General features: G+C 58.1%; 18 protein-coding genes and 2 tRNA genes. 9 read left to right on the forward strand and 11 right to left on the reverse strand.

Features of this window, described 5'->3' with window-relative positions; genetic code table 11:
- Positions 1-107: 107 nt before the first annotated feature.
- Together OXI69_11020 and OXI69_11025 are read left to right on the forward strand one after the other, a co-directional pair.
- Positions 108-183: transfer RNA gene (locus OXI69_11020), tRNA-Cys, on the forward strand.
- 497 nt (positions 184-680) lie between these two features.
- Positions 681-1,688, forward strand: a complete 1,008-nt coding sequence (locus tag OXI69_11025) for an NADP-dependent oxidoreductase (GenBank protein ID MDE2666676.1) — start codon at positions 681-683, stop codon at positions 1,686-1,688.
- 83 nt (positions 1,689-1,771) lie between these two features.
- Here the strand turns inward: OXI69_11025 and OXI69_11030 are convergent, their stop codons facing one another.
- Positions 1,772-2,557, reverse strand: coding sequence for an SDR family NAD(P)-dependent oxidoreductase (locus OXI69_11030; protein ID MDE2666677.1), 786 nt, complete (start codon positions 2,555-2,557; stop codon positions 1,772-1,774).
- 303 nt (positions 2,558-2,860) lie between these two features.
- Between OXI69_11030 and OXI69_11035 the strand changes: the two genes are divergently transcribed.
- The 7 genes from OXI69_11035 (at position 2,861) to fusA (ending at position 11,273) form a co-directional block, all read left to right on the forward strand.
- The gene (locus OXI69_11035; GenBank protein MDE2666678.1) at positions 2,861-4,732 is read left to right on the forward strand and encodes an ABC transporter ATP-binding protein; all 1,872 of its coding nucleotides are present in this window, start codon (positions 2,861-2,863) and stop codon (positions 4,730-4,732) included.
- Between the two features lie 10 nt (positions 4,733-4,742).
- A complete protein-coding gene (locus OXI69_11040; protein ID MDE2666679.1) occupies positions 4,743-5,639 on the forward strand; it encodes a YicC family protein in 897 nt (298 codons plus the stop codon).
- Positions 5,640-5,690: 51 nt separating this feature from the next.
- On the forward strand, positions 5,691-6,326 hold the full coding sequence (gmk, locus tag OXI69_11045; GenBank protein MDE2666680.1) for a guanylate kinase: 636 nt from the start codon (positions 5,691-5,693) through the stop codon (positions 6,324-6,326).
- Positions 6,316-6,552 (forward strand): DNA-directed RNA polymerase subunit omega, encoded by a 237-nt coding sequence (rpoZ, locus tag OXI69_11050; protein ID MDE2666681.1) that lies wholly within the window; start codon positions 6,316-6,318, stop codon positions 6,550-6,552. The genes gmk and rpoZ overlap by 11 nt, the downstream gene beginning before the upstream one ends.
- Before the next feature lie 44 nt (positions 6,553-6,596).
- The gene (gene coaBC, locus OXI69_11055; protein ID MDE2666682.1) at positions 6,597-7,814 is read left to right on the forward strand and encodes a bifunctional phosphopantothenoylcysteine decarboxylase/phosphopantothenate--cysteine ligase CoaBC; all 1,218 of its coding nucleotides are present in this window, start codon (positions 6,597-6,599) and stop codon (positions 7,812-7,814) included.
- Positions 7,807-8,583 (forward strand): uracil-DNA glycosylase, encoded by a 777-nt coding sequence (locus OXI69_11060; GenBank protein ID MDE2666683.1) that lies wholly within the window; start codon positions 7,807-7,809, stop codon positions 8,581-8,583. The genes coaBC and OXI69_11060 overlap by 8 nt, the downstream gene beginning before the upstream one ends.
- A gap of 599 nt (positions 8,584-9,182) precedes the next feature.
- On the forward strand, positions 9,183-11,273 hold the full coding sequence (fusA, locus tag OXI69_11065; GenBank protein MDE2666684.1) for an elongation factor G: 2,091 nt from the start codon (positions 9,183-9,185) through the stop codon (positions 11,271-11,273).
- 279 nt (positions 11,274-11,552) lie between these two features.
- Here the strand turns inward: fusA and rpoC are convergent, their stop codons facing one another.
- The 10 genes from rpoC to rpmG all read right to left on the reverse strand — a co-directional run bounded on the left by rpoC (position 11,553) and on the right by rpmG (position 23,664).
- Complete coding sequence (rpoC, locus tag OXI69_11070) at positions 11,553-15,743, reverse strand: DNA-directed RNA polymerase subunit beta' (GenBank protein ID MDE2666685.1); 4,191 nt, start codon at positions 15,741-15,743, stop codon at positions 11,553-11,555.
- Between the two features lie 103 nt (positions 15,744-15,846).
- On the reverse strand, positions 15,847-20,115 hold the full coding sequence (rpoB, locus tag OXI69_11075) for a DNA-directed RNA polymerase subunit beta (GenBank protein MDE2666686.1): 4,269 nt from the start codon (positions 20,113-20,115) through the stop codon (positions 15,847-15,849).
- A gap of 220 nt (positions 20,116-20,335) precedes the next feature.
- Positions 20,336-20,719 carry a 50S ribosomal protein L7/L12 gene (gene rplL / locus OXI69_11080; protein ID MDE2666687.1) on the reverse strand — a complete coding sequence of 128 codons (384 nt, stop codon included), beginning with the start codon at positions 20,717-20,719 and terminating at the stop codon, positions 20,336-20,338.
- A gap of 30 nt (positions 20,720-20,749) precedes the next feature.
- On the reverse strand, positions 20,750-21,274 hold the full coding sequence (gene rplJ, locus OXI69_11085; GenBank protein ID MDE2666688.1) for a 50S ribosomal protein L10: 525 nt from the start codon (positions 21,272-21,274) through the stop codon (positions 20,750-20,752).
- 20 nt (positions 21,275-21,294) lie between these two features.
- Positions 21,295-21,966: a 50S ribosomal protein L1 gene (rplA, locus tag OXI69_11090; protein MDE2666689.1), complete on the reverse strand. Its 672-nt coding sequence runs from the start codon at positions 21,964-21,966 to the stop codon at positions 21,295-21,297.
- 30 nt (positions 21,967-21,996) lie between these two features.
- The gene (rplK, locus tag OXI69_11095; GenBank protein ID MDE2666690.1) at positions 21,997-22,428 is read right to left on the reverse strand and encodes a 50S ribosomal protein L11; all 432 of its coding nucleotides are present in this window, start codon (positions 22,426-22,428) and stop codon (positions 21,997-21,999) included.
- 84 nt (positions 22,429-22,512) lie between these two features.
- Positions 22,513-23,043 (reverse strand): transcription termination/antitermination protein NusG, encoded by a 531-nt coding sequence (nusG, locus tag OXI69_11100; protein ID MDE2666691.1) that lies wholly within the window; start codon positions 23,041-23,043, stop codon positions 22,513-22,515.
- Between the two features lie 55 nt (positions 23,044-23,098).
- Complete coding sequence (gene secE / locus OXI69_11105) at positions 23,099-23,314, reverse strand: preprotein translocase subunit SecE (GenBank protein MDE2666692.1); 216 nt, start codon at positions 23,312-23,314, stop codon at positions 23,099-23,101.
- A gap of 48 nt (positions 23,315-23,362) precedes the next feature.
- A tRNA-Trp gene (locus tag OXI69_11110) sits at positions 23,363-23,439 on the reverse strand.
- Between the two features lie 75 nt (positions 23,440-23,514).
- Positions 23,515-23,664 carry a 50S ribosomal protein L33 gene (gene rpmG / locus OXI69_11115; protein ID MDE2666693.1) on the reverse strand — a complete coding sequence of 50 codons (150 nt, stop codon included), beginning with the start codon at positions 23,662-23,664 and terminating at the stop codon, positions 23,515-23,517.
- Positions 23,665-23,738 lie beyond the last annotated feature (74 nt).

Raw genomic sequence — 23,738 nt, forward strand, 5'->3', positions numbered from 1 at the left:
TACTACCGCCCGGGGGGCCGCTTGACGCCCGGGCCGGTCGCGTGTATAAAATGCGGGCTCGTCGTTTCCACGGCTAGTGTTCTGTCTCAGAAACAGGGTTGTGATCGGGCGAGGTACCCAAGTGGCTAAGGGAGAGGTCTGCAAAACCTTTATTCAGGGGTTCGAATCCCCTCCTCGCCTCCAGATTCCCCTGTCTTGGCCCACTCATTGACTTCGATCAACTTATTTGAAACACCGCTGTTTCGCCCTGAATCAGCCGCGCCGTCGCACGGTCTGGAGCCGAGCTTTACCCCCCACCGCATCAGCCTTCGCCTGACGGCGCTGCTTTGCGGCGCCGCGTATGCCTCCCTCCGCATCAGCCTTCGCCTGCGGCTCGGCTTCTGCGACTCCCCCTCAAGGGGGGAGTGATAGAGTTCTACTGGAAGCCTTGTGCTGGCCTCAAGCACTCCCCCCTGGAGGGGGAGTCGGTGAGACAAGGGCCCCGCCCGCAGCCGAACCGGTGGGGGGGACGGAATCGGCGAGATCGCCACATAGGAGCTTCAGTCCGCCGTCGAGCCGGTGGGGGGCCCAGTCTCCAGGGCTGGTAAGAGGCCCCTGTTTCTCCCTGTATGATCCGTCTAGCAGGGCGGGGGCGGCACTTGTCTGATTGCAGCAGCGGAATAGCGCGGGGGGAAGCAGCTTTGTTCCACCGAAAAATCGTTCTGGCAGCTCGCCCCCAGGGCATGCCCAAGTTATCGGATTTCAAGTTGGTCACCTCCCCGCTTCCGCCCCCCGCGCCGGGAGAGTGCCTCGTTCGCGGCATCTATCTTTCCCTCGATCCCTATATGCGCGGTCGCCTGGACGACCGCAAGTCCTATGCGGCATCGGTACAGCCGGGACAAGTGTTGGTCGGTCAGGTCGTGGGAAAAGTGGTGGCCTCGCATCATCCGAGTCTTGAGCCCGGCGATTCGGTAGTGGGAGATCTGGGTTGGCAGGATCGGGGGGTCGCGCCGGCCGAGTCATTGACCCGAGTGGATCCGGGGCAGGAATCGCTGTCCACGACGCTCGGCATCTTGGGGATGACCGGCCTGACGGCCTACTTTGGATTGCTGCGCGTCTGCCAACCGCGAGCGGGAGAAACGGTGGTGATCTCGGGAGCTGCCGGCGCCGTGGGATCCACTGTCGGACAGATTGCCAAGATCAAGGGATGCCGCGTGGTTGGTGTGACCGGCTCTCAAACCAAGGCACACTACCTCAGGGAACAGATGGGATTCGATGCGGCGCTGGTTTGGGGCTCGGAACCCAATGGCCCGGACTGCCTGGCGGCCGCCTGTCCCGATGGCATCGACGTCTACTTCGACAATCTGGGCGGCGCGGTCACCGATGCCGTGATGACTCTGCTCAATCTCAAGGCTCGAGTGGCCGTCTGCGGCCAAAGCTCTCAATACAACCTGAATCGCCCCGAGCAAGGACCGCGCTGGTTGCGCAACCTGATCATCAAGCGGGCCAGCGTCCAGGGGTTTCTGGTGTGGGACTTTGCGGCGGAGCACGCTCAAGCCTTGCGGCAGTTGCAGGACTGGCTTGGGGCCGGCAAGCTTCGCAACCGGGAGCATGTGGTGGAGGGCATCGAAAACGCACCCGGGGCATTCATCGAGATGCTGGAGGGTCGTCACCTGGGAAAGTACCTGGTCAGGCTGTCATCCGAGTGATCGCACCCAGACGCCGGAGTGGATCGGTCTAGGCCTGGATTTCCTGGTACTTCCGGCACATCTGTCGCAGTACTCTTTCTCTCTCAGGACATGGCCATGCCTCCGCAAATGTTGAAGGCTTGGCCGGTAATGGCTGCCGATTCGTCCGAGGCCAGCAGTATCGTCATCGGAACGATTTCCCGGGGTTGCAGTCGCCTCCCGATCGGAGTGATACCCGCTTCCAGTTCCGATAGCTCGATCCCCATGCGCTGGGCGTCATAGCGGATCCTTCGGTCGTTCATCTCGGTCTGCACGGGCCCCGGACAGATAGCGTTGACGGTGACGCCGTCCCCGGCTACTTCCAGTGCCAGGGTACGGGTGAGCCCCAGCAGCCCATGTTTGGAGGCGGCATAGGCCACACCGTGGAAATGAGGCGTCCTGGAAGCTATCGAAGCGATGTTGATGATACGGCCCCGTTTTCTCCTGAGCATGGATGGCAGGATAGCCTTGCACAGCAAGTAGGGCGCGGTCAGGTTCAGGGCCAGAGATCGTTCCCAGAACCGGTCGTCAAATTCAATTACCGGCTTCGGATTCGAGCTGCTGCCCAACCCGGCGTTGTTGACCAGGATGTCCAGGCTTCCCAGCTCCTTTTCGGCCAGGCCGACCAGGCCCGGAACCGTGGACAGATCCAGCAGGTCGGCCGAAATGGCGACAGCTTCCATCCCTGAAGCACGAATCTCTTGAACCAGTGAATCCAGGTCTTTTGCGGTTCGCGCCGTGACGGCCACCCGGGCGCCTTGGGCGGCAAACCCCAGGGCGATGGATCGCCCGATGCCGCGGCTGGCTCCGGTGATGAGCGCTGTCTTGTCTTTCAGCTTGAGTGATTCCATCGATTCGGTCCCTTCCTGTTTCTCCGCCCGACTGTATTGAGTGGAAAGAATACCCCAACTACGCCCTTTTTCAATCAGACGGTAACCGTGTTCACCCCGTCCAACTTCTTCCGATTCCGACTGCCGAGGCTGTCCCGGACCAGAAAAACCCCGCACGAGAACAGTTGCTGACCGATATCCGGAAGGGGCTCTCAACCCGATATCTCACAGGCAGGGAGCCGGCACAAATCCTTGACATTCATGGCAAAAGCGGCTAGGTTGGCGCGACCCGGCAGGCAATCGGAGGGCTCGAGACCATCCGGAATGGAAAAGTGGCCGTTCTTTAGCCATATCAAGCCCTTTCTTCCTTTCATAGCGGCCGCCACCCTGCTGATGGGTCTGGCAACGGGCCTCAAGGGCTTCCTGGCCATACTGGTCGGACCGGTGCTGGACTACGTTCTCGTTCCCGATCCCCCCAGCCGCGTACCTCTCGGAAAACTGCCCATCCTTCACAAGGAAGTCTACCTGGAACAGATCAATCCTTTTCCGTTCGAGGACCCCTGGCTGGTAGTGGGATTGCTGGGAGTTCTGGTTACGCTGGCCAAGGGAGTGTCCGAATACAGCTCGACCTATGTCTTGAACTACGTGGGTCAGTCCTGCGTGGCGCGCCTGAGAACAACTTCCTACGAAAACGTGGTCTATCAGTCTTCCCACTTCTTTTACAAGCACACCACCGGAAATCTCATTTCGCGGATCACCAACGATATCGAGAAGATTCAGTTCGCTTTCTCCACCAATCTGGCCGATGCGCTGAAGCAAACGCTGACGCTGGTGATTTTCCTTGCCATTCTGTTTTATCTCGACTGGAGGCTGGCTCTCATCATTTTCCTGGCAGCACCCCTGATCGTTCTTCCCTCCAGGATCCTGGGCCAGTTTGTGCGGCAGCTCAGCCGGGCCAGCCAGGAGAAGCTGGGTCAGGTCGCAGAGATTCTTCAGGAGAGCATCAGCGGCCAGCGTATCGTCAAGGCGTTCTCCATGGAGAAGTTCGAGCTGGACAGGTTTCGGCGCACCGTTCGACAAGTAGCCAGGATCAATCTCAGACACCTTCGTCTGCAGGCGCTTCCGTCTCCACTCATGGAGCTGTTGGGAGCCTTGCTGCTGGTGCCTCTGCTCTACTACGCCCAGCAGGCGATCGGCCAGGGCCGGATGAGCCAGGGAGATTTCGGGGTGTTTTTCGTAGCGCTGCTGAGCCTGTACGAACCCATTCGGCGCATGAGCGGCATCTACATGAACTTCCAACATGCCAAAGGCGCATCCGGCAAGGTCTTCCAGATCATGTCCGAGCCTCGCCAGGTAGTGGAAGAGCCCAATGCCGCCGAGGTCGCCGAGTTCCGACATCAGATCGAGTTCAACCAGGTGAGCTTCAACTATCCGGAGAGTGGCCTCCCGGTGTTGCAAGGAATAAACCTGAGGGTCGGCCGCGGCGAAGTGGTGGCCCTGGTTGGACCCAGCGGTTCGGGCAAGAGCAGCCTGGTCAACCTCATTCCCCGGTTTTTCGATCCCACCGAGGGTCGGGTGCTGATCGACGGGATCGACATTCGGCAACTCAAACTGTCCTCGCTGCGTGGCCTGATGGGCATGGTGACCCAGGAGACCATCCTCTTCAACGACACGCTGCGTAACAACATTTGCTACGGCAGGACCCAGGTAACTGAGGACGAGATGCGCGAGGCGGCCCGGGCAGCCCTGGCCGAGGAGTTCATCCTGGAGATTCCGTCCCGATACGACGCCAGCATCGGCGAGCGGGGACAACAACTCTCGGGGGGACAGCGGCAGAGGTTGGCTATTGCCCGGGCGCTTCTGAAAAACGCTCCCATTCTGATTCTGGACGAGGCCACATCCTCCCTGGATACCGAAGCCGAGATTCTGGTGCAGCGGGCATTGGCCAATCTCATGCGCGGCCGAACGGTGATTGTCATTGCCCACCGGCTTTCGACCATTCGACGAGCCGATCGCATCGTAGTCATTGAGCAGGGAAAGATCACCGAGGTCGGAACCCACACCGACCTGATGGAAAAGCGAGGTCTGTATCAACGGCTGCACGATCTTCAGGTGGAAGGCGACGAGTCCGAGTTGGCGCCCCCGTCTGCACCAGGAAGACCTGTATCCCGGAGACCCCGGAGCCGACAGCCATGATCGGGTGCTCATGATCCATAGCATGACCGGATATGGTCGAGGACAGTGGCAGGATGGAAGTTGGCTCTGCCGTGTCGAGGTCAAGTCCGTCAACCACCGGTACCTCGACATCCAGAGCCGGCTCCCTTCGGAACTCTCAAGCCTGGATGGCAAGATCAGAAAGTGGATCCAGAAACGAATCAGGCGGGGACGCGTTGACCTGTCCCTGAAAATCGAAAGAGGCGATGGTCCGGGGTTCAGCCTCAATCGACCGTTATTCGAGGGCTACCTGGACGCCCTGAAACTTTTGGAGAGGGACTATTCCATCGGTGGGAACGTCGAACCAGGCCAGCTTCTGAGGATGCCTGGAATGTTGGCCCGGGAGTCCGCCCCTATTTCGGATGAACAGCTGGCCGTGCTCGAGGTGGGAGTCGCGAGCGCCGTCGCCCAGGCCCTGAGCGACCTTGAGACCATGCGGAGCGCGGAAGGCCAGGTTCTGGTGGCCGAAATCCGGCGGCGCCTGGACGCCATACAGACGGAGGTCCGAACGATCGAGACTCAGTCGGAAGGACTGTTGGAACTGCATCGAGAGCGATTGAGGACTCGCATGGAAACCATCCTGGCGGAAGTCGACATCGACCCTGCCCGTCTGCTTCAAGAGGCGGCTCACCAGGCCGACCGCGGAGATATCAGAGAGGAAGTGTCGCGACTGATCAGCCATGGAGCGCAGTGTCGAGCCCTGTTGTCCGGCTCACGCGAAGTGGGCAAAAAGATCGATTTCATGATGCAGGAAATGAACCGCGAGGCAAACACGATCCTGTCCAAGAATGCCGGCTTGGCGGACCGCCGCCTGGATATCACCAACGCAGCCATCACTATCAAAACCGAAGTCGAAAAAATTCGTGAGCAGATCCAGAATGTGGAATAAGCTCGGCGCCGATTGGGGACAAAGGACCGGATAACCGCATCGAGTAGCGAAATGAAGACAAAGGGACAGATCTATATCGTGTCGGCTCCATCCGGATCGGGCAAGACCACGCTGCTAAGGAAACTCCTGAAGGAAGATGGGCGATTGCGCTTCTCCGTGTCCTACACCACCCGAAGGCCGAGAGGCCGGGAGCGTAACGGCAGGGAGTATTTCTTCGTGAGCGAGACGGAATTTGAAGCCATGATCGACCTCGGTCAGTTCCTCGAGCACGCCAGGGTCTTCGGCAACTATTACGGAACGTCGCGGCAGTATGTGGAGGAATGCATCGCCGCCGGCACCGATCTGCTCCTGGACATCGACACCGACGGGGCTGCTCAGGTAAGAAGGCAACTGCCGGAGGCCGTAACCATCTTCATCATGCCTCCATCGTTCCAGGCGCTCAAACAACGCCTGGAACAACGCCATCTCGACAGTGCCGAGACCATCCGGCAGCGCCTGGATTGGGCGAGCCGGGAAGAGATCCATCAATTTCGACACTACGACTACGTGGTGGTCAACGACCTGCTCAGCAGGTCGCACGACCTGCTTCGCTCAATTGTCCTGGCGGAAAGATGCCGTCGAGACCGATCGCTTGAACAGATCGAAACCATCCTGAAATCCTTTGGAGGAGATTCCATTGACCGATAACATCGGAGAAATCGACAGCAAATTTCGATACATTATCGTGGCGGCCAAGCGGACCCGGCAACTACAGGGTGGTTCCACCCCTCTGGTTAAGGGCCTTTCGAAAAAATTCACCCGGATTGCCCAGGAGGAAGTCGCCGCGGGCATGGTGAACTTTGAGATCGTCGGGAGCGAACCCCAGGATGAAGACGAGGCCATGCCGATCGTGGTCGGCCCGGTTCCCCATTGAGGGTTACCTTCCGCAGATAGTTTCTCCGGAGGCCGATTAGTCACATGAACTCGAGCCTGATTGTCTTGGGTGTCACCGGGTGTATTGCCGCCTACAAGTCCGCAGAACTTCTTCGTCTGCTTCAGAAGCAAGGCTATGAAGTACAGGTGGTCCTTACCGAGCACGCCCGGAATTTCGTCACCCCGATGACTCTGGCGGCCTTGAGCCGGCGTCGAGTCATCACGAGCCTGTATGAACAGGAACAACAGTCCGAGGGACCTCAAGAGGTCTCCATTGAGCACGTTCAGCTTCCCCAGGCTGCCAGCGCGCTTGTGGTGGCGCCCGCCACAGCCAACTGTCTGGCCAAGTTTGCCGGCGGCATCGCCGACGATTTCCTTTCGACCCTTTACCTGGCGACCACCGGTCCGGTGGTTGTGGCCCCCGCCATGAACGTCCATATGTGGAACCATCCGTCGGTGAAGGAAAATGTAGAGCGGCTTCGCTCTCGGGGAGTGATCCTGGTCGATCCGGAAGAGGGCTACCTGGCCGAGGGAATCGAAGGCAAGGGTCGAATGGCCGACCCGGAAACCATTGTGGGAGTCGTGGCGAAGGCTGCTCGAGGCACCCGGGATCTGGCCGGAGAGACTGTTCTGGTCACGGCTGGTCCCACCTGCGAGGACATCGACCCGGTCAGATACCTGAGCAATCGGTCCTCCGGCAAAATGGGTTACGAGATCGCCGCCGCAGCCCAGGCTCGCGGGGCCACAACCATTTTGGTCAGTGGCCCGACCCAGCTTCCGCCACCCGGCGAGGTTCGATGTCTCAGGGTGCGTTCCGCGGAGGAAATGAGATCCCGGGTGATGCACCATTTTTCGGAGGCCACCATCGTGATCAAGGCGGCTGCCGTAGCCGACTTCAAACCCGCCAGCCGGTCCGGACAGAAGTTGAAGAAAGGACAGGCCCCCCCATGCCTGTCACTCGTCCCGACTCCCGACATCCTGGCCGAGTTGTCCGGCCACAAGCAGGGTCAGATTCTGGTGGGATTTGCTGCTGAAACCGAGCGGGTTCTGGAAAATGCCCGGACAAAATTGGTAGCCAAGAAACTGGACCTCCTGGTGGTGAACGACGTCACTCAGGAGGGAGCCGGTTTTGACGGAGACACCAACGTGGTTACCATGCTCACGGCCGAGGGTTCGGAAATCCCACTGGGGAAGCGGTCCAAACGAGAGATTGCTCACTCTATCCTGGACCAGGTGATTGCCTTGAAGAAGCACCATGCCTGACCATCCCGATCCTGCCCTGCTGGAACAACTGAAAGATTACCTGAAGTATTACGCGGAAAGCGGGATCGACCGTTTCGATCCGAAAGCCGTGAGCGGAGCGCTCAGACTGGCGGCAGCCGTGCGCGGCGAAAGAAAGAGCCGTGCTGCCGGTCCGCAGCAACCCGCTTCTTCGACCCAGACTTCCCTGTTCGCCGAGTCCGGCCCGGTAAGCGTGCCAGACTCCTCCCTGGAAGAAGTCCGTGATGACCTGGGGGACTGCCAAAGGTGCAAGCTGTGTCAGGACCGCACCCACATCGTGTTCGGAGCCGGCAACCCTCAGGCCCGACTGGTTTTTGTCGGCGAGGGACCCGGAGTTGAAGAGGACCGGCAGGGCCTGCCTTTCGTTGGACGGGCGGGGCAACTGCTGACCAGGATGATCGAAGCCATACAGATGAGTCGGGATGAGGTCTACATCTGCAACGTGGTCAAATGCCGGCCGCCCGGGAACCGCACGCCCCAGGAAGATGAAATCACCGCCTGTTCGCCGTTTCTGGTGCGACAGCTTGCGGTCTTGCAGCCCGAGGTGATTTGTTGCCTCGGCCTGACCGCGGCCCAGACCCTCTTGCAGGTCAGGACCCCGATAGGCCGACTCCGCGGAAGGATTCACTCCTTCCATGGGGCCCGACTGGTGGCCACCTATCACCCGGCCTACCTGCTGAGAAATCCGGCCGCCAAGCGGGTTGTTTGGGAAGACCTCAAGCGGATACGGTCCCTGTTGTCACCCCCGTAGTCTTACCTGAAACAAACGCCGGCGCGAAGTGGCTGGAAACCGGTTCAAAGTCGAGCATGGGCAGATTTGTGATTCACATCGATGCACAGGATGCACAGGATTTTTCTTGTTTAACAAACTCCTGCGACTGGTGGCTGGAAACCGGTTCGAAGTCAAGCATGAGTTGAGGGTTAGTTGACATGGATGGACAGGATTTTTCTGGAGACGGCGGCCTTGCAGTCCTGGACATCTGCGAATCCGCACCGGATCATCGCCCGAGCCGGCTTCTGGTGCAGGAAGCTCTCGTCCTGTTAATCCTGTGCATCCCGTGCATCGATGTTAAACCTGCAGAAAACCGGTTTAGCGGGACATGACACCTGCTCGCGATAGGGATATGGATCCGTTGTTTCACTGTCGCATGACCGGCCCGACACGGCGCGTGGCTAGCTAAAGAAGACTCTAGTTCCCTGCACTTCTTTCGGGACTGCAACCCGTCCAGGAACGGCTGCATGCAGCGGCATGCCCCGGTTGCCTGGGCACCGAGGGTATGGTAGCATCCAGGCTTTTTGCGACCGCCCAGGGACGGCGGTAGTCATGCCCTATTCGGAAAGGATTTCACCATGAAGGTCTATTCGCCTGCGGATATTCGCAACGTTGCCGTGGCGGGACACGGGTCCTCCGGGAAGACTTCCCTGGTGGCCGGTTGTCTCTACTGCGCCGGTGTCGGCAATCGGCTGGGACGGGTCGACGAGGGCACCACCCTTACCGACTATGATCCGGAGGAGATCGAACGAAAAATCAGCACCTCCACCGGCATCGCCTTTATGGAACGAGGCAAGACCAAGGTCAACCTTCTGGACACACCGGGAAAAGGCATCTTTATTCAAGACGCTCGCAACAGCATGCGAGTCGCCGAGGCTGCGTTGATCGTCGTCGATGCTGTAGCCGGGGTCGAGGTCCAGACCGAGAAGGTATTTCAGTTCGCCAACGAGTTCGATCTGCCAGTTGCCTTTGTCCTGAACAAGCTCGATCGAGAGAACGCGGATTTCGAACGTGGGATGTCTCTACTGCAGGAACAATTCGGCCGCGCAGTCATTCCGATGCAGATCCCTATCGGCAGTGAAAAGAGCTTTAGTGGAGTCATCGATCTGGTTGAATTGAAAGCTTGCCGATATGACCCCAATGGCGATGGCAAAGGAACCCCGATCGAAATTCCCGAATCCCTCAAGGAAGCTGCCGAACAGGGGCATGAGACGATTGTGGAGATGGTTGCGGAAGGTGACGACCAGTTGATGGAGCAGTTTTTTGATCAGGGCACCATTCCGAACGAGGATCTGGTTCCGGGGTTGAAGCGCGCCATCGCGGAGCGACTTATTTTCCCTGTCTACTGCTATTCGGCTCTCCTGAACGTGGGGTCCGGTGACCTGGTGAACGCCCTCGTCAACTATCTGCCTTCCCCCGACCAATCGAAACTCCGATTCGGAGGCAACGGGGAGGCCTCCAGCCAAAGTCAGGGAAAGGAGAATGAACCCGTCTCGGCTTATGTCTTCAAGACGGTTGCGGACCCCTTCGCGGGAAGACTCTCCTATCTAAAAGTGGCTTCAGGAGTTATTGAAAACGACGCCACGCTGTCCAACGTCAACCAGGGACTCTCGGAGAGACTCTCCCACCTGTCCGTCCCTCAAGGCAAGTCCGCCGTGGAAGTCTCCAGGCTGTTTCCCGGAGATATCGGTGTGGTGGCAAAACTCAAGGACACAGTCACCGGAAACACCCTGGGGGACAAAGACCACCCGGTCCTTTACGACAATCTGAATTTCCCGGAACCGCTGATCTCTTTCGCCGTGGCACCCAAGTCGCGGGGAGACGAGGACAAGATCAGCAACGCGCTCCACAAGATTTTGGAAGAAGATCCGACTTTGCGCTTCGGCCGGGATCAGCAGACCAACGAGATGCTGCTGTCGGGCATGGGGCAGCTACACATCGAGATTATCGTGTCACGCTTGAAAAATCGGTTTTCCGTAGACGTCGGGTTGAAGCCACCCAAGATCCCCTACCGTGAAACCATTCGAGGAAGGGCGGATGTCCAGGGCAGACACAAGAAGCAGTCGGGTGGACACGGGCAATACGGAGACTGCAAGATCCGCATGGAGCCCCTGGCTCGCGGAGAAGAATTTGAATTCGTGAACGAAATCTTTGGAGGGGCCATCCCCAGGAACTACATCCCGGCTGTCGAGAAAGGAATCCTGGAATCAGCCTCTCGCGGCTACCTGGCGGGATATCCGGTGGTCGATTTCAAGGTAACGCTCTATGACGGTTCCTACCACGATGTGGATTCCTCGGAGCTTGCGTTCAAAATAGCGGGATCGCTGGCATTCAAGAAAGCCATGGAGCAAGCTTCGGCAGCCCTGCTGGAACCGATCATGAATGTGGAAGTCTACGCGCCGGAGGCCTATGCCGGCGATTTGATGGGAGACCTGAATTCCCGGCGCGGCAGGGTGCAAGGAATGGACTCACGTCCAGGCTCGCAGATCATCAAGGCCCAGGTACCGATGGCCGAGATGCTCTCCTACGCGCCCACCCTCACCTCGATGACCCAGGGCCGCGGGGATTACACCATGGAGTTTTCCCACTACGAGATTGTGCCGGCTCAGATCTCGGACAAGATCATCGAGCAGGCCAAGGCCGCGGACGATAAGGAGCAGAGTGAGTGAAAAAACGATACGAACCCGAATGAGCAACACGGGTTGGCCGGCACTTCTCACCACGGGGCGTGATCATGGCGCAGGCATTTTCCCCTCAGCGCGTGCTCGGGAGCGAAGAGCGTAGCCGTCACTACGGTCGAGCGAGCATGGATGCGCTGAGGGAAAAAGGACAAGCCAGGGCACGCCCAGCGCCCTGTGTAACCGCAAGACGTACCAATCAGACCGAGGAGGTGCGGAAAGTAGATGGACTTACCTCCATGAATCGAGCGGCCTGGTGAGAAATGCGGGCTAGGTCGTTACATGATCCCTGACCGCTACTTCAACATAGGTGGGCCTTTCCTCCTCGACTTCACCGTCTGCTTCCATCTCCGGCTCCTCAGGGACATCGGACTGCAGTCTTACGTTCCGGTAGTAGTCCATCCCCGTCCCTGCAGGAATCAGCCGCCCCATGATGACATTTTCCTTCAGGCCCCGCAGGTAGTCTACCTTTCCGCTGATGGAGGCCTCGGTCAGGACCCGGGTGGTCTCCTGGAAGGAAGCCGCCGAAATAAACGAGTCGGTTGAAAGCGAAGCCTTGGTAATCCCCAACAGCAGGGGGCGCCCCTCGGCAGGCTTGCCGTCAGCCGCGATGGTTCGTTCGTTCTCCTCCTGAAAGCGGAATTTATCCACCTGCTCCTCCAGCAGAAACTCCGTATCGCCGACGTCCTCGATCTTTACCCAGCGCATCATCTGGCGAACAATCACTTCGATATGCTTGTCGTTGATATTGACGCCCTGCAACCGGTAGACCTCCTGGATCTCATTGACCAGGTAGGACTGCAGTTCCTTTTCTCCAAGCACGGCCAGAATATCGTGCGGGTTTCGGGGGCCATCCATGAGAGGCTCCCCGGCTCGGACCGAATCCCCCTCCTGCACGTTGATGTGAACGCCTCGAGGCAAGGAGTACTCCCGCTCCATCCCGTTGTCGCTGGTTACTGAAATCTTGCGAGTCCCCTTTGAGATGTCGCCATACTTCACCACCCCATCGATCTCGGTGATGACAGCAGTTTCCTTGGGTTTGCGAGCCTCAAACAACTCCACCACACGGGGTAATCCCCCGGTAATATCCTTCGTCTTGGTCGTTTCCCTGGGAATCTTGGCCAGGATGTCGCCGGGGTGCACCTCTTCGCCGTCGACCACCATCAGATGGGCTCGGGAAGGCATGAGATATTTCTTCACCGTCCGCGCCTTGGCCCCACCCTTGCCGTCGCTATTCTTGATCAAAATCTGAGGCTGTCGCTTCTCATCCTGAGACTCGGTCACCATCCAATGGGACAGGCTGGTGACCTCATCCACTTCCTCCTCCATGGTCACACCTTCCAACAGATCCCTGAACTGGATGAAACCGCCCGATTCGGTCAGAATGGCATAGGTATAGGGGTCCCACTCCACCAGTTCTTCCCCGACACGCACGGCCTGATCTTCTTCGACCTTTATCTTGGCGCCGTACACTACCGAATAGCGTTCTTTCTCGCGGCCCTTTTCATCCACAACGGCGATCAGGCCATTGCGATTCATGACGACCAGATCCCCTTGCTTGTTGCGCACCGTGGACAGATTGATGAAACGAATCAACCCGCCGTTCCGGGCTTCCAGCGTGGACTGCTCCGAAACCCGACTGGCGGCGCCACCGATGTGGAAGGTACGCATGGTCAACTGAGTACCCGGCTCTCCGATGGATTGAGCCGCAATGACTCCCACGGCTTCACCCAACTCAACCATGTTCCCGGTCCCCAGATTGCGGCCGTAACACCTCACGCACACGCCCCGACAGGTTTCGCAGGTGAGCACCGACCGGATCTTGACCCGTTCCACCCCTGCCCCTTGAATCTCGCTGGCCAGGTTCTCGGTAATCTCCTGGTTGACGCCGACAATGGTGTTGCCCTCGTAGTCCTTGATATCCTCCAACGAAACTCGCCCCACGATTCGATCCCGGAGCGGCTCAATGATTTCACCGCTTTCCACGATGGGTCCAACCCAAATACCGTCCAACGTTCCGCAGTCTTCCTCCGAAATAATCACGTCCTGGGCCACATCGACCAACCGCCGGGTGAGGTACCCCGAGTCAGCTGTCTTCAGGGCAGTGTCGGCCAACCCCTTCCGAGCCCCATGGGTCGAGATGAAGTACTGCAACACGGTCAATCCCTCCCGGAAATTGGCCTTGATCGGGGTTTCGATGATCTCGCCCGAGGGTTTGGCCATCAGGCCACGCATCCCCGCCAACTGACGGATCTGCTGTTTGGAGCCTCGAGCCCCGGAATCCGCCATGATGTAAATGGGATTGAACTCCTTTCCTTCCTGGTTCTTGCGTTCGATTCCGTGAATCATCTCGTCGGCAACCTTCTCGGTGACGTCCGACCAGATTTCGATCACCTTGTTGTAGCGCTCTCCTTTGGTGATGGCCCCTTCCTGATACTGTTCCTCGACGCTGAGAACCTCTGTTTCAGCATTGTCCACCAGCTTGGATTTTGCATCCGGAATGAGCAAGTCCTCGACCCCAATGGAAATTCCGGCCTTGGTGGCGTAGGAGAATCCAAGGGACTTGATTTCGTCCAGCACCTGCACGGTCTTCTCCAGGCCCAGTCTCAAATAGCAATACTGCACCAGTTGGGACAAGCCCTTTTTCTTGAGCAGCCCGTTCACGAACGGCAGAGCCTGGGGAAGATGATCGTTGAGGATGACCCGTCCCACGGTCGTATTGATGAAATCTCGCTTCAGGGTGATGACCTCGGTGTGCAGGACGCTCTGGTCGTCATAGGCATTGCTGAGGTCAATCACTTCCCCGCTGCAGCGAAAACGAATGGGCGTGAGGGTCTCCACTTCACCCATCTCCAGGGCCAGCAATACCTCCTCACTGCTGCCGAATGCTCGTCCCTCTCCCCGGGTCCCCGGTTTGGACATGGTCAGGTAATAACATCCCAGAACCACGTCCTGGGAGGGAACGGTGATCGGGATACCGTTCGAGGGCGACAAGATGTTATTGGCTGAAAGCATCAGAACCGAAGCTTCGATCTGGGCTTCCGGCGACAGGGGGATGTGAACTGCCATCTGATCCCCGTCGAAGTCGGCGTTGAAGGCCGTACACACCAACGGATGGATCTGGATGGCCTTCCCCTCGACCAGAACGGGCTCAAAGGCCTGTATCCCCAGTCGGTGCAGGGTGGGCGCACGATTGAGCAAAACGGGATGTTCCCGAATGACTTCCTCCAGGATATCCCACACGATGGGGTCCTGCTGCTCCACCATCTCTTTGGCGGCCTTAATGGTGGTGCAGTGCCCGTCCTGTTCCAGCCTGTTGAAGATAAAGGGCTTGAAGAGCTCCAGCGCCATCCGTTTCGGGAGTCCGCACTGGTGCAACTTCAGGTCGGGCCCCACCACGATCACCGAGCGTCCGGAGTAGTCCACACGCTTTCCCAGCAGGTTCTGGCGGAAGCGTCCCTGTTTGCCCTTCAGAGTGTCCGAGAGGGACTTCAGGGGGCGATTGTTGGCGCCGCGCAGCACGCGCCCCCTCCGGCCGTTGTCAAAGAGCGCATCCACGGCTTCCTGGAGCATTCGCTTCTCGTTGCGAACAATCACGTCGGGCGCGTGCAACTCGATTAGCTTTTTCAACCGATTGTTGCGATTGATCACCCGGCGGTAGAGATCATTCAGATCGGAAGTGGCGAAACGCCCTCCATCCAGGGGCACCAGCGGGCGGAGCTCCGGAGGGATCACCGGAATCACGTCCAGGATCATCCACTCCGGCTTGTTCCCAGATTTCCTGAAGGCATCCACGACCTTGAGGCGTTTGGAGAACTTGAGCTTCTTCTGCTGGGACGTCTCGGTCTTCATTCGATAGCGGAGATCGATGGACAGTTCCTCGATGTCGATCTGCTTCAGGAGCTGCTTGATCGCCTCGGCGCCCATCAAGGCCTCGAACTTCCCCGGATACTCCTCCATCATTTGTCGATACTTCTCTTCGCCGAGGACTTCCATTTCGTTCAGGGGAGTGTCGCCGGGATCCAGAACCACGTAAGCCTCGAAATAGAGGATCCGCTCCAGCTCTCTCAGGCTCAGATCCAGCAGGTGTCCGATTCGACTCGGCAAACCCTTGAAGAACCAGACATGGGAGCAGGGGCTGGCCAATTCAATGTGACCGAGACGCTCCCGCCGAACCTTGGACAGAGTGACCTCGACCCCGCACTTGTCGCAGATGACTCCCCGATGCTTCATCCTCTTGTACTTCCCGCAAAGGCACTCCCAATCGGTGACGGGACCAAAGATCTTGGCACAGAACAGACCGTCCCGCTCCGGCTTGAAGGTCCGGTAGTTGATGGTCTCAGGTTTGGTGACTTCACCCTTGGACCAGGAACGGATCGTGTCCGGCGAAGCCAGGCTGATCCGGATGCTGTCAAAATCAGCGGTGAAGTTTCCCCTGTCATGAGGGTTTGGTCCAAACACGATCGCCTCCTTGAGAAGCCGACTCCCGTAGATGGTGCTAACTTGCGGTCCCAGCCCCGGGCCACCCATCGGGAAGCCCACGAAACAAGACTGAATATCGCCTCTAGTTTTGCTCGTACTTCTTCAGCAACTCCACATCCAGGCAGAGACTCTGCAGCTCACGAATCAAGACGTTGAAGGATTCCGGCAAGCCGGGCTCGATGGCTGCCTCGCCCTTGACAATGGCCTCGTAGATCTTGGCTCGACCATAGACATCGTCGGCTTTGGCGGTCAGCAGCTCCTGCAGGATATGAGCGGCGCCGTAGGCCTCCAGCGCCCAAACCTCCATCTCCCCAAATCTCTGGCCTCCGAACTGAGCCTTGCCGCCCAAAGGCTGTTGGGTGATGAGTGAATAGGGTCCGATGGAGCGGGCATGAATCTTGTCGTCTACCAGGTGAGACAGCTTCAGCATGTAGATATAGCCCACGGTGACCTTCTGCTCGAAGCGTTCTCCTGTCAGACCGTCACACAGGTAAGTCTTTCCGGAAAGGGGAAGCCCGGCGCCGTCCAACTGGGACTTGATTTCCCGCTCCGTGGCACCGTCGAACACGGGCGTGGAAAAATGCATCCCCAGAGCCCTGGCGGCCCAACCCAGATGGGCTTCCAGGATTTGTCCCACGTTCATGCGGGAGGGAACGCCCAATGGGTTCAAGACGATTTCGACGGGAGTCCCGTCCGGCAGGTAGGGCATATCCTCTTCAGGCAGAATCCGTGCAATGACTCCCTTGTTGCCGTGACGCCCAGCCATTTTGTCGCCCACCGAGAGCTTCCGTTTCATGGCCACATAGACTTTGACCAGCTTGATGACTCCGGGTGGCAACTCGTCGCCCTTCTTCAACTTGGACAATTTATCCTCATGAAGAGTCTGAAGCACTTCGATCTGCCGTTGCGTCATTTTTTCGATTTGCAGGATCTGGGACTTCAGTTTCGCATCCGTGCGGCCGATCTTGACCCGACCCAGATCCCTGGCCCCCAGGCGTTGAATAATCTCCCGGCTCAACCGTGTACGCCGGGCCAGAATTCGTTTTCGGCTCCGCTCGTGGACCAGATCGGCGGTGAGAACCTCTCCCTCCAGCAATTCGCAAATGCGCTTGTTGCGCTCGCCGGTCAGAATCCGCATTTCATCGTTGAGATTCCTCTCGATTCGCTCGACTTCGTGGTCCTCAATCGCCTTGGCCCGCTCGTCTTTCTCCTGGCCCTTTCTGGAAAAGACCTTGACGTCCACCACCACGCCTTCAATCCCAGGGGGCGTGATGAGAGAAGCATCGCGCACATCGCCCGCCTTCTCTCCGAAGATCGCTCTCAGCAGCTTTTCCTCGGGAGTCAGCTGGGTTTCGCCCTTGGGGGTGACCTTGCCCACAATGACGTCCCCGGGCTTGACGCTGGCCCCGATACGAATAATCCCGCTATCGTCCAGGTCCCGCAGAAAACTCTCACTCACGTTGGGAATATCCCGAGTGATCTCCTCGGGTCCCAGCTTGGTATCGCGGGCCTCGATTTCAAACTCTTCGATGTGGATGGAAGTGTAGTAGTCGTCCCTGATGAGTCGTTCGCTGACCAGGATTGCATCCTCGAAATTGTAGCCTCGCCAGGGCATGAATCCGACCAGGACATTTCGGCCCAGGGCCAGCTCTCCCAGGTCGGTGCAGGGCCCGTCAGCCAGGACCTGTCCGGCCTGCACCCGGTCACCCTTGGCTATGATCGGCTTCTGGTTGATGCAGGTGTTCTGGTTGGAGCGTCGAAACTTCTTGAGCTGATAAATGTCAGCTCCAACCTCTCGAGACAGTTGGCCGTTCTTTCCTGTTTCAACCCTTACGATAATCCGCTCGGAGTCGACGCTATCCACCACACCCGACCGGCGGCACAGCACGACGGCCCCGGAGTCGTGAGCCGTGACCCGTTCCATTCCGGTGCCCACGTACGGCGCTTCGGCCCGCAGGAGAGGCACCGCCTGCCGCTGCATGTTGGAACCCATCAGCGCACGGTTGGCATCGTCGTTCTCTAGGAAAGGGATCAGAGAAGCAGCCACACTGACCAACTGCTTGGGAGAAACGTCGATGTAGTCGATCTCTTCCCGGTTCTTGAGCACGAAGTTTCCGGCTTGCCGGGCATTCACCAGGGGGGTTGCGATCTGTCCCTGAGAGTCCAGTTCCACGTTGGCCTGGGCAATGACAAAGCGGTCTTCCTCCCAGGCGGTCAGGCAGAAGGAATAGGGCTCGAATTCCGCCAATCGCTTGTGTTCGCTCTTGAGCCGGCCGTTCTTCTCTTCTACCACCGATCGTTCGATATGTTGCCCGAGGGTGAGATCGGAGTCCCCGCCGTTGGTCACGGTGACGTAATCCACCACCCGCCCGTTCTGCACCTTTCGATAGGGGCTTTCGATGAAACCGAATTCGTTGATCTGGGCATAGCAACTCAGGGAAGAAATCAAACCGATGTTGGGCCCCTCGGGAGTTTCGATGGGACAGATACGCCCATAGTGGGTGGTGTGAACGTCCCGGACCTCGAATCCGGCTCGCTCACGACTCAAGCCGCCCGGCCCCAATGCGGACAGGCGCCGTTTGTGAGTGATCTCCGACAAGGGATTGGTTTGATCCATGAACTGAGACAACTGGCTGGAACCGAAAAACTCTCGCACCGCGGCCATCACCGGCTTGGCATTGATCAGGTCGTGGGGCATGGCGGTGGAGATCTCCTGGTAGACGGACATCTTTTCCTTGATCGCCCGCTCCATGCGCACCAGGCCGATTCGAAACTGGTTCTCCAGCAACTCACCCACCGCTCGAACCCGTCGATTGCCCAAGTGATCGATATCGTCGACGTTTCCGATGCTCTTCCGCAACTTCAGGAGATAGGCGATGACGGCGTAGAAATCGTTGGGATCCAGTGTGCGTTTCTCCAGCGGAGTCTCGAGACCCAGCTTGATGTTGAACTTCAGGCGGCCCACCCTGGAAAAGTCATACTTGCGGGGATCGAAGAACATCCCCTGAAACAGATGGGTGGCCGTTTCCAGCGTGGGAGGATCCCCGGGACGGAGCTTGCGGTAGATCTCGATCAAGGCCTCCTTGGAGGTCTTGATGCTGTCCTTCTTGATCGTCTGGCTGAGCACCACTCCCACATCGTCTCGCTCCGGCTCGAAAACGGAAAACCGGGGGATGCCGGCATCGATGATTTCCGCCACATCGGCCACCTTGAGCTCCTCATTGGCTTCAATGAGCACTTCGCCGGTCTCGGGATTCACGACGTCAGCCGCGGTAAAGTATCCCTCCAGATCGTGGGCACTGACCTCTACCTGGCCGATCCCGGCTTTGGTGATGTGGTTGTATTGGGTGTGGGAGATTCTCTTTCCGGCATGGCTCAGCACCTCCCCGGTTTCGGGATGAACCACGTCATACGAAACCTTCATGCCAACCAGGCGCTTCGAGACCTTCCACAGTAGGCGCCGTTCGGCCACGCCTATGGTGTCGGTCTGGTAGAAAGTACCGATCAACTCCTCGTCGTTCTTCAGGCCGAGAGCCCGCAAAAAGATGGAACCCAGGAACTTCCGCTTTCGGTCGATCCGAACGTAAAGGATGTTCTTCTGATCGTATTCGAATTCCACCCAGGACCCACGATAGGGAATGATCTTTCCCAAGAAGTAGGTCTTGGCGCTGGCCGACTCGAAAAACACGCCGGGAGATCGATGCAACTGGCTGACAATGACACGCTCGGTGCCATTGATCACGAAGGTTCCATTGTCGGTCATCAATGGAATCTCACCGAAGTAGACTTCCTGCTCCTTGATGTCCCGGATGGCTTTGCCCCCCGAATCGGGGTCCTTGTCGTAAATCGTCAGCCGGATGGTCACCTTCAGCGGCGCGGCATAGGTCATTCCCCGTTCCTGGCACTCGGCCACGTCGTACTTCAAATTGAGGCTGACGGGATCGCCGCAGTCGTCGCAAAACTTGGCCGCATTTCGGTTGTAGGTTCCGCATTGGGGACAGACGACGTCGTCGATGGAGAACGGGTTGGTCACAATATCCGCGTCGCAGGATTCGCATTTGACTCTCAAGTGCTGCAAACCCTTGAGTTGACCGCACTTGCATTCCCAGTTGCCGATCGAGTAATCCACAAACTCCAGCGAGGAGACACCTCGAAAGTCGCTGATGGGAAACACGGAATTGAACACGGCTTGCAGACCGATATCCTCACGCTCATCGGGCAGCAGGCTCATTTGAAGGAATCGCTCATACGATTTCCTTTGAACCTCTATGAGGTTGGGAATCTGAATGGAAGTGAGGATCTTGGAAAAGTTCACTCGCTCCCTGGAATGTCCGTTTGAAGCAGTGCCCATTGGCTTGACTCCTTCAGATTGCGTAGAAAGCGCTCAGCCTGAGTTCTTTAACCGGCGACCCGGTCAGAAATGCAGGCCATCGCTCTGGCTGCTGCCCGAAAACGCAAAAGAAACCGGCTCGCCCTCGAGTCTGGCGTGCCCGGGCATCGGAATCCCGGACACACCTGTAGGTCGATTGGTGGGTTTGGAAATTCGAATTAGGGGAATCGTGGTTCTCAAGCTATTTCAATTCGACGGTAGCTCCCGCCTCTTCAAACTTCTTCTTGAGGGCTTCTGCCTCGTCTTTGGGAATACCTTCCCTAACGGGCTTGGGGGCACTGTCTACCAGATCCTTGGCCTCCTTGAGGCCGAGACTGGTCACTTCGCGAACCACTTTGATGGTATTGATCTTCTTGCTGGCACCGAAACCAGTGAGAATCACGCTGAATTCCGTCTGCTCCTCAACCTCCTCGGCTGCCGGGCCGGCTGGGCCGGCCACGGCCACGGGAGCGGCGGCAGCGGCGGATACCCCGAACCGGTCCTCCAAACCCTTGACCAGCTCGGAGGCTTCCAGCAACGTCAACTGTTGAATCTCGTCGAGCAACTTCTGAATCTTCTCCGTCATCGAGTCCTCCTCTTGCACGGTAACGAATTTCTACTCTGGAAATTTCTTTTCCTTGCCGGCCTCTTCCATCACCACGGCCAGGTTTCTGGGTACCGCCTGAACCACGCTGGCCAATCTCTGGGCTCCCGTGTTGAGAAGAAACATCAACTTGGAGATCAGCTCCTCTTTGCTCGGCAAACTGGCGATATGGTTCAAATCAGCCAGATCGATGACCCGGCCTTCCACCACGCCCGCCTTGAATACCAGGCGGGGGTGAGCCTTGGCGTAGGTCGTGATCGCTTTGGCCAGGGCCACGGGGTCTTCCGCGTTGTAGGCAACCGCGCTGGAGCCCGTGAACTGGTCCTTGATGGGCTCCAGGGCCGTCCCCTCGGCAGCTCGCTTGGCCAGCGTGTTCTTGACTACCCGGTACCGGGAACCGGCAGCGCGAATGGCTCGGCGCAATTCCGTGTCCTGCCCCACGGTCAGTCCCTGAAAGCCTGCCAGCAGCAGGTTCCTGGCATCGCCGAACTCCTTCCGCAGGTCTCCGATTTCCTTTTCCTTGTCGTCACGACGCACGGTTGAATCCTCCGAAAGGGTTACTTGTCCAGCGAGGTCAGTTCCACGGAAATCCCCGGACCCATGCTTGAGCACACGAAAACGCTACGCAGGTACCTGCCTTTGGCCGCGGACGGCTTTGCCTTGATCACGGATTCGATCAGTGTCCGGGCATTTTCCAGGAGCTGATCGCCGTCAAAGGACACCTTACCCAGGGGCGTGTGGATTATGGCCGTCTTGTCGACCCGAAACTCGACTTTTCCAGCTTTTATTTCCTTCACGGCGCTGCCCACGTCAAAGGTAACGGTTCCCGTCTTGGGATTTGGCATCAAACCCTTGGGTCCCAAAATCCTGCCAAGCCTTCCCAGAAATTTCATCATGTCGGGGGTAGCCACCAGCGCCTCGAAGTCCAGCCAGCCACTCTGAATCCTGCCCACCAATTCTTCGCCCCCAACGTGCTCGGCACCGGCTTGTTCGGCTTCCTTCTGCTTCTCCCCGCTGGCGATCACACAGACCTTCTTGGTCTTCCCCAAACCGTGGGGCAAGACCACCGTTCCACGCACCATCTGATCGGCGTGCCTGGGGTCGACTCCCAGGCGCATGGAGATTTCAACCGTCTCGTCAAACTTGGCGGAGGACAGCTTCTGCACCAGCGGAAGAGCCGCCTGCAGAGGATAGGCCTGCCCTTGAATCTCCTCCCTGGCCCGGGCCATGCGCTTGCTCGTCTTCACCATTGGGACTCCTCAGTTATCCACCTCGATCCCCATGCTGCGGGCCGTTCCCTTCACGATGGCGACCGCCCCAGCCAGGTCATGGGCATTGAGATCCGGCATCTTTTGCTTGGCTATTTCTTCCACTTGCTCCGCGGTGACCCTGCCCACCTTGTTCCGGTTGGGAGCGCCGGACCCCTTGGCAATTCCGGCCAGGCGTTTCAGAAGCACGGCTGCCGGCGGAGTCTTGGTAATAAACGAAAAGGAGCGATCCGCAAACACCGTGATCACCACGGGAATGATGAGTCCCTCCTGATCCTTGTTGGAGGTTTTGGCATTGAAGGCCTTGCAGAAGTCCATGATGTTGACTCCGTGCTGGCCCAATGCCGGACCCACCGGCGGAGCCGGAGTCGCCTTGGCGGCAGGAATCTGCAGCTTGATGTTTCCGATTACCTTTTTTGCCATCAAGTCCTCCGACGGCGGCCGACGCCGTCCCCGATCGGACTGTGTTCCCGCAACCGGGAACAGCCCCTGGGTGAGAAATGCCTGCTAAGACTTCTCGACCTGCAGGTAATCCAGTTCCACCGGTGTCTGGCGTCCGAAGATGGTGACATTGACCTTGAGCGTGTTCCTGTCCTCGTTCAACTCCTCCACCGTTCCGGTGAAGTTGCTGAAGGGCCCATCGATGATCTTGACTGTCTCGCCGTGCTCAAAGGTCAACTCGACTTTGGGTTTCTCCGCCGTTGCTTCGGCGTGGTAGATGATCTGGTCGACTTCCTGCTGGCTCAGCGGCGAAGGAATCTGTCCCGAACCGACAAAACCGGTGACCCTGGGAGTATTCTTGACGACATGCCAGGCCTGATCGGTCATTTCCATTTCAACCAGCACGTAACCTGGAAAGGTTATCTTTTTGCTGGTGACACGCTTGCCGCCCTTCATTTCGACGACGTCCTCCTCCGGAACCAGAGGCTCGCCGAACTCTTCCTGCATGCCGAAGGCTTCAACCCGGCTCTTCAGACTTTCGGCCACCTTGCGCTCAAATCCGGAATAAGTGTGAATGATGTACCACTGCTTGGCCATTCCAGATGCCTCCTGAAGAGCTGGCCCTTTCCGAAAGACTCAAACGCAACAACCACTACCGGCCGGCCAACCAGCCATACAAGCCCTGAACCCCATACTGCAGGATGGTATCGACCAGGCCCAGATAAATTCCAAAGAAAAAAACCGCGCAAAGGACAACAATGGTGGTCCCGTAAACTTCTTTTCGCCCCGGCCAGGAAACCTTGCGCATCTCCATTTTGACGTCGCCAAAGAACTGATTGATCCTGGAAACCTTCAACGATTCCAACAAGGAGCCACCTCCGTGACGGGCACGACCGCTAAATTCATTGTGTAAAGATGGCAGGCCAGGAGGGATTCGAACCCCCAACATCCGGTTTTGGAGACCGGCGCTCTACCAGTTCGAGCTACTGGCCTGCAGCGAGGACCAAACAGCAAGAAGTTCCTTGTCACTGTGATCTCTAACACCGACAGCACCGACCGATGTTGTTCCTATCGAGTCTCTCGATGGACCTTGTGGGCTCGGCAGGCACGACAAAATTTCTTGATCTCCAGGCGTGCGGGAGTCTTTTTTTTGTTCTTGGTGGTCGAATAATTTCTTTGTTTGCAACTGGTGCACTGCAGAGTAACAATGTCTCGCATCGACTTGGCCTTTCGCTCCAGGCAATGGGCTCAAGGAGGTTGGGCGCTCCTATTCCAGTATTTCGGTAATGGTG

The sequence above is a fragment of the Acidobacteriota bacterium genome (genome assembly GCA_028875575.1).
Lineage (GTDB): Bacteria > Acidobacteriota > Terriglobia > Versatilivoradales > Versatilivoraceae > Versatilivorator.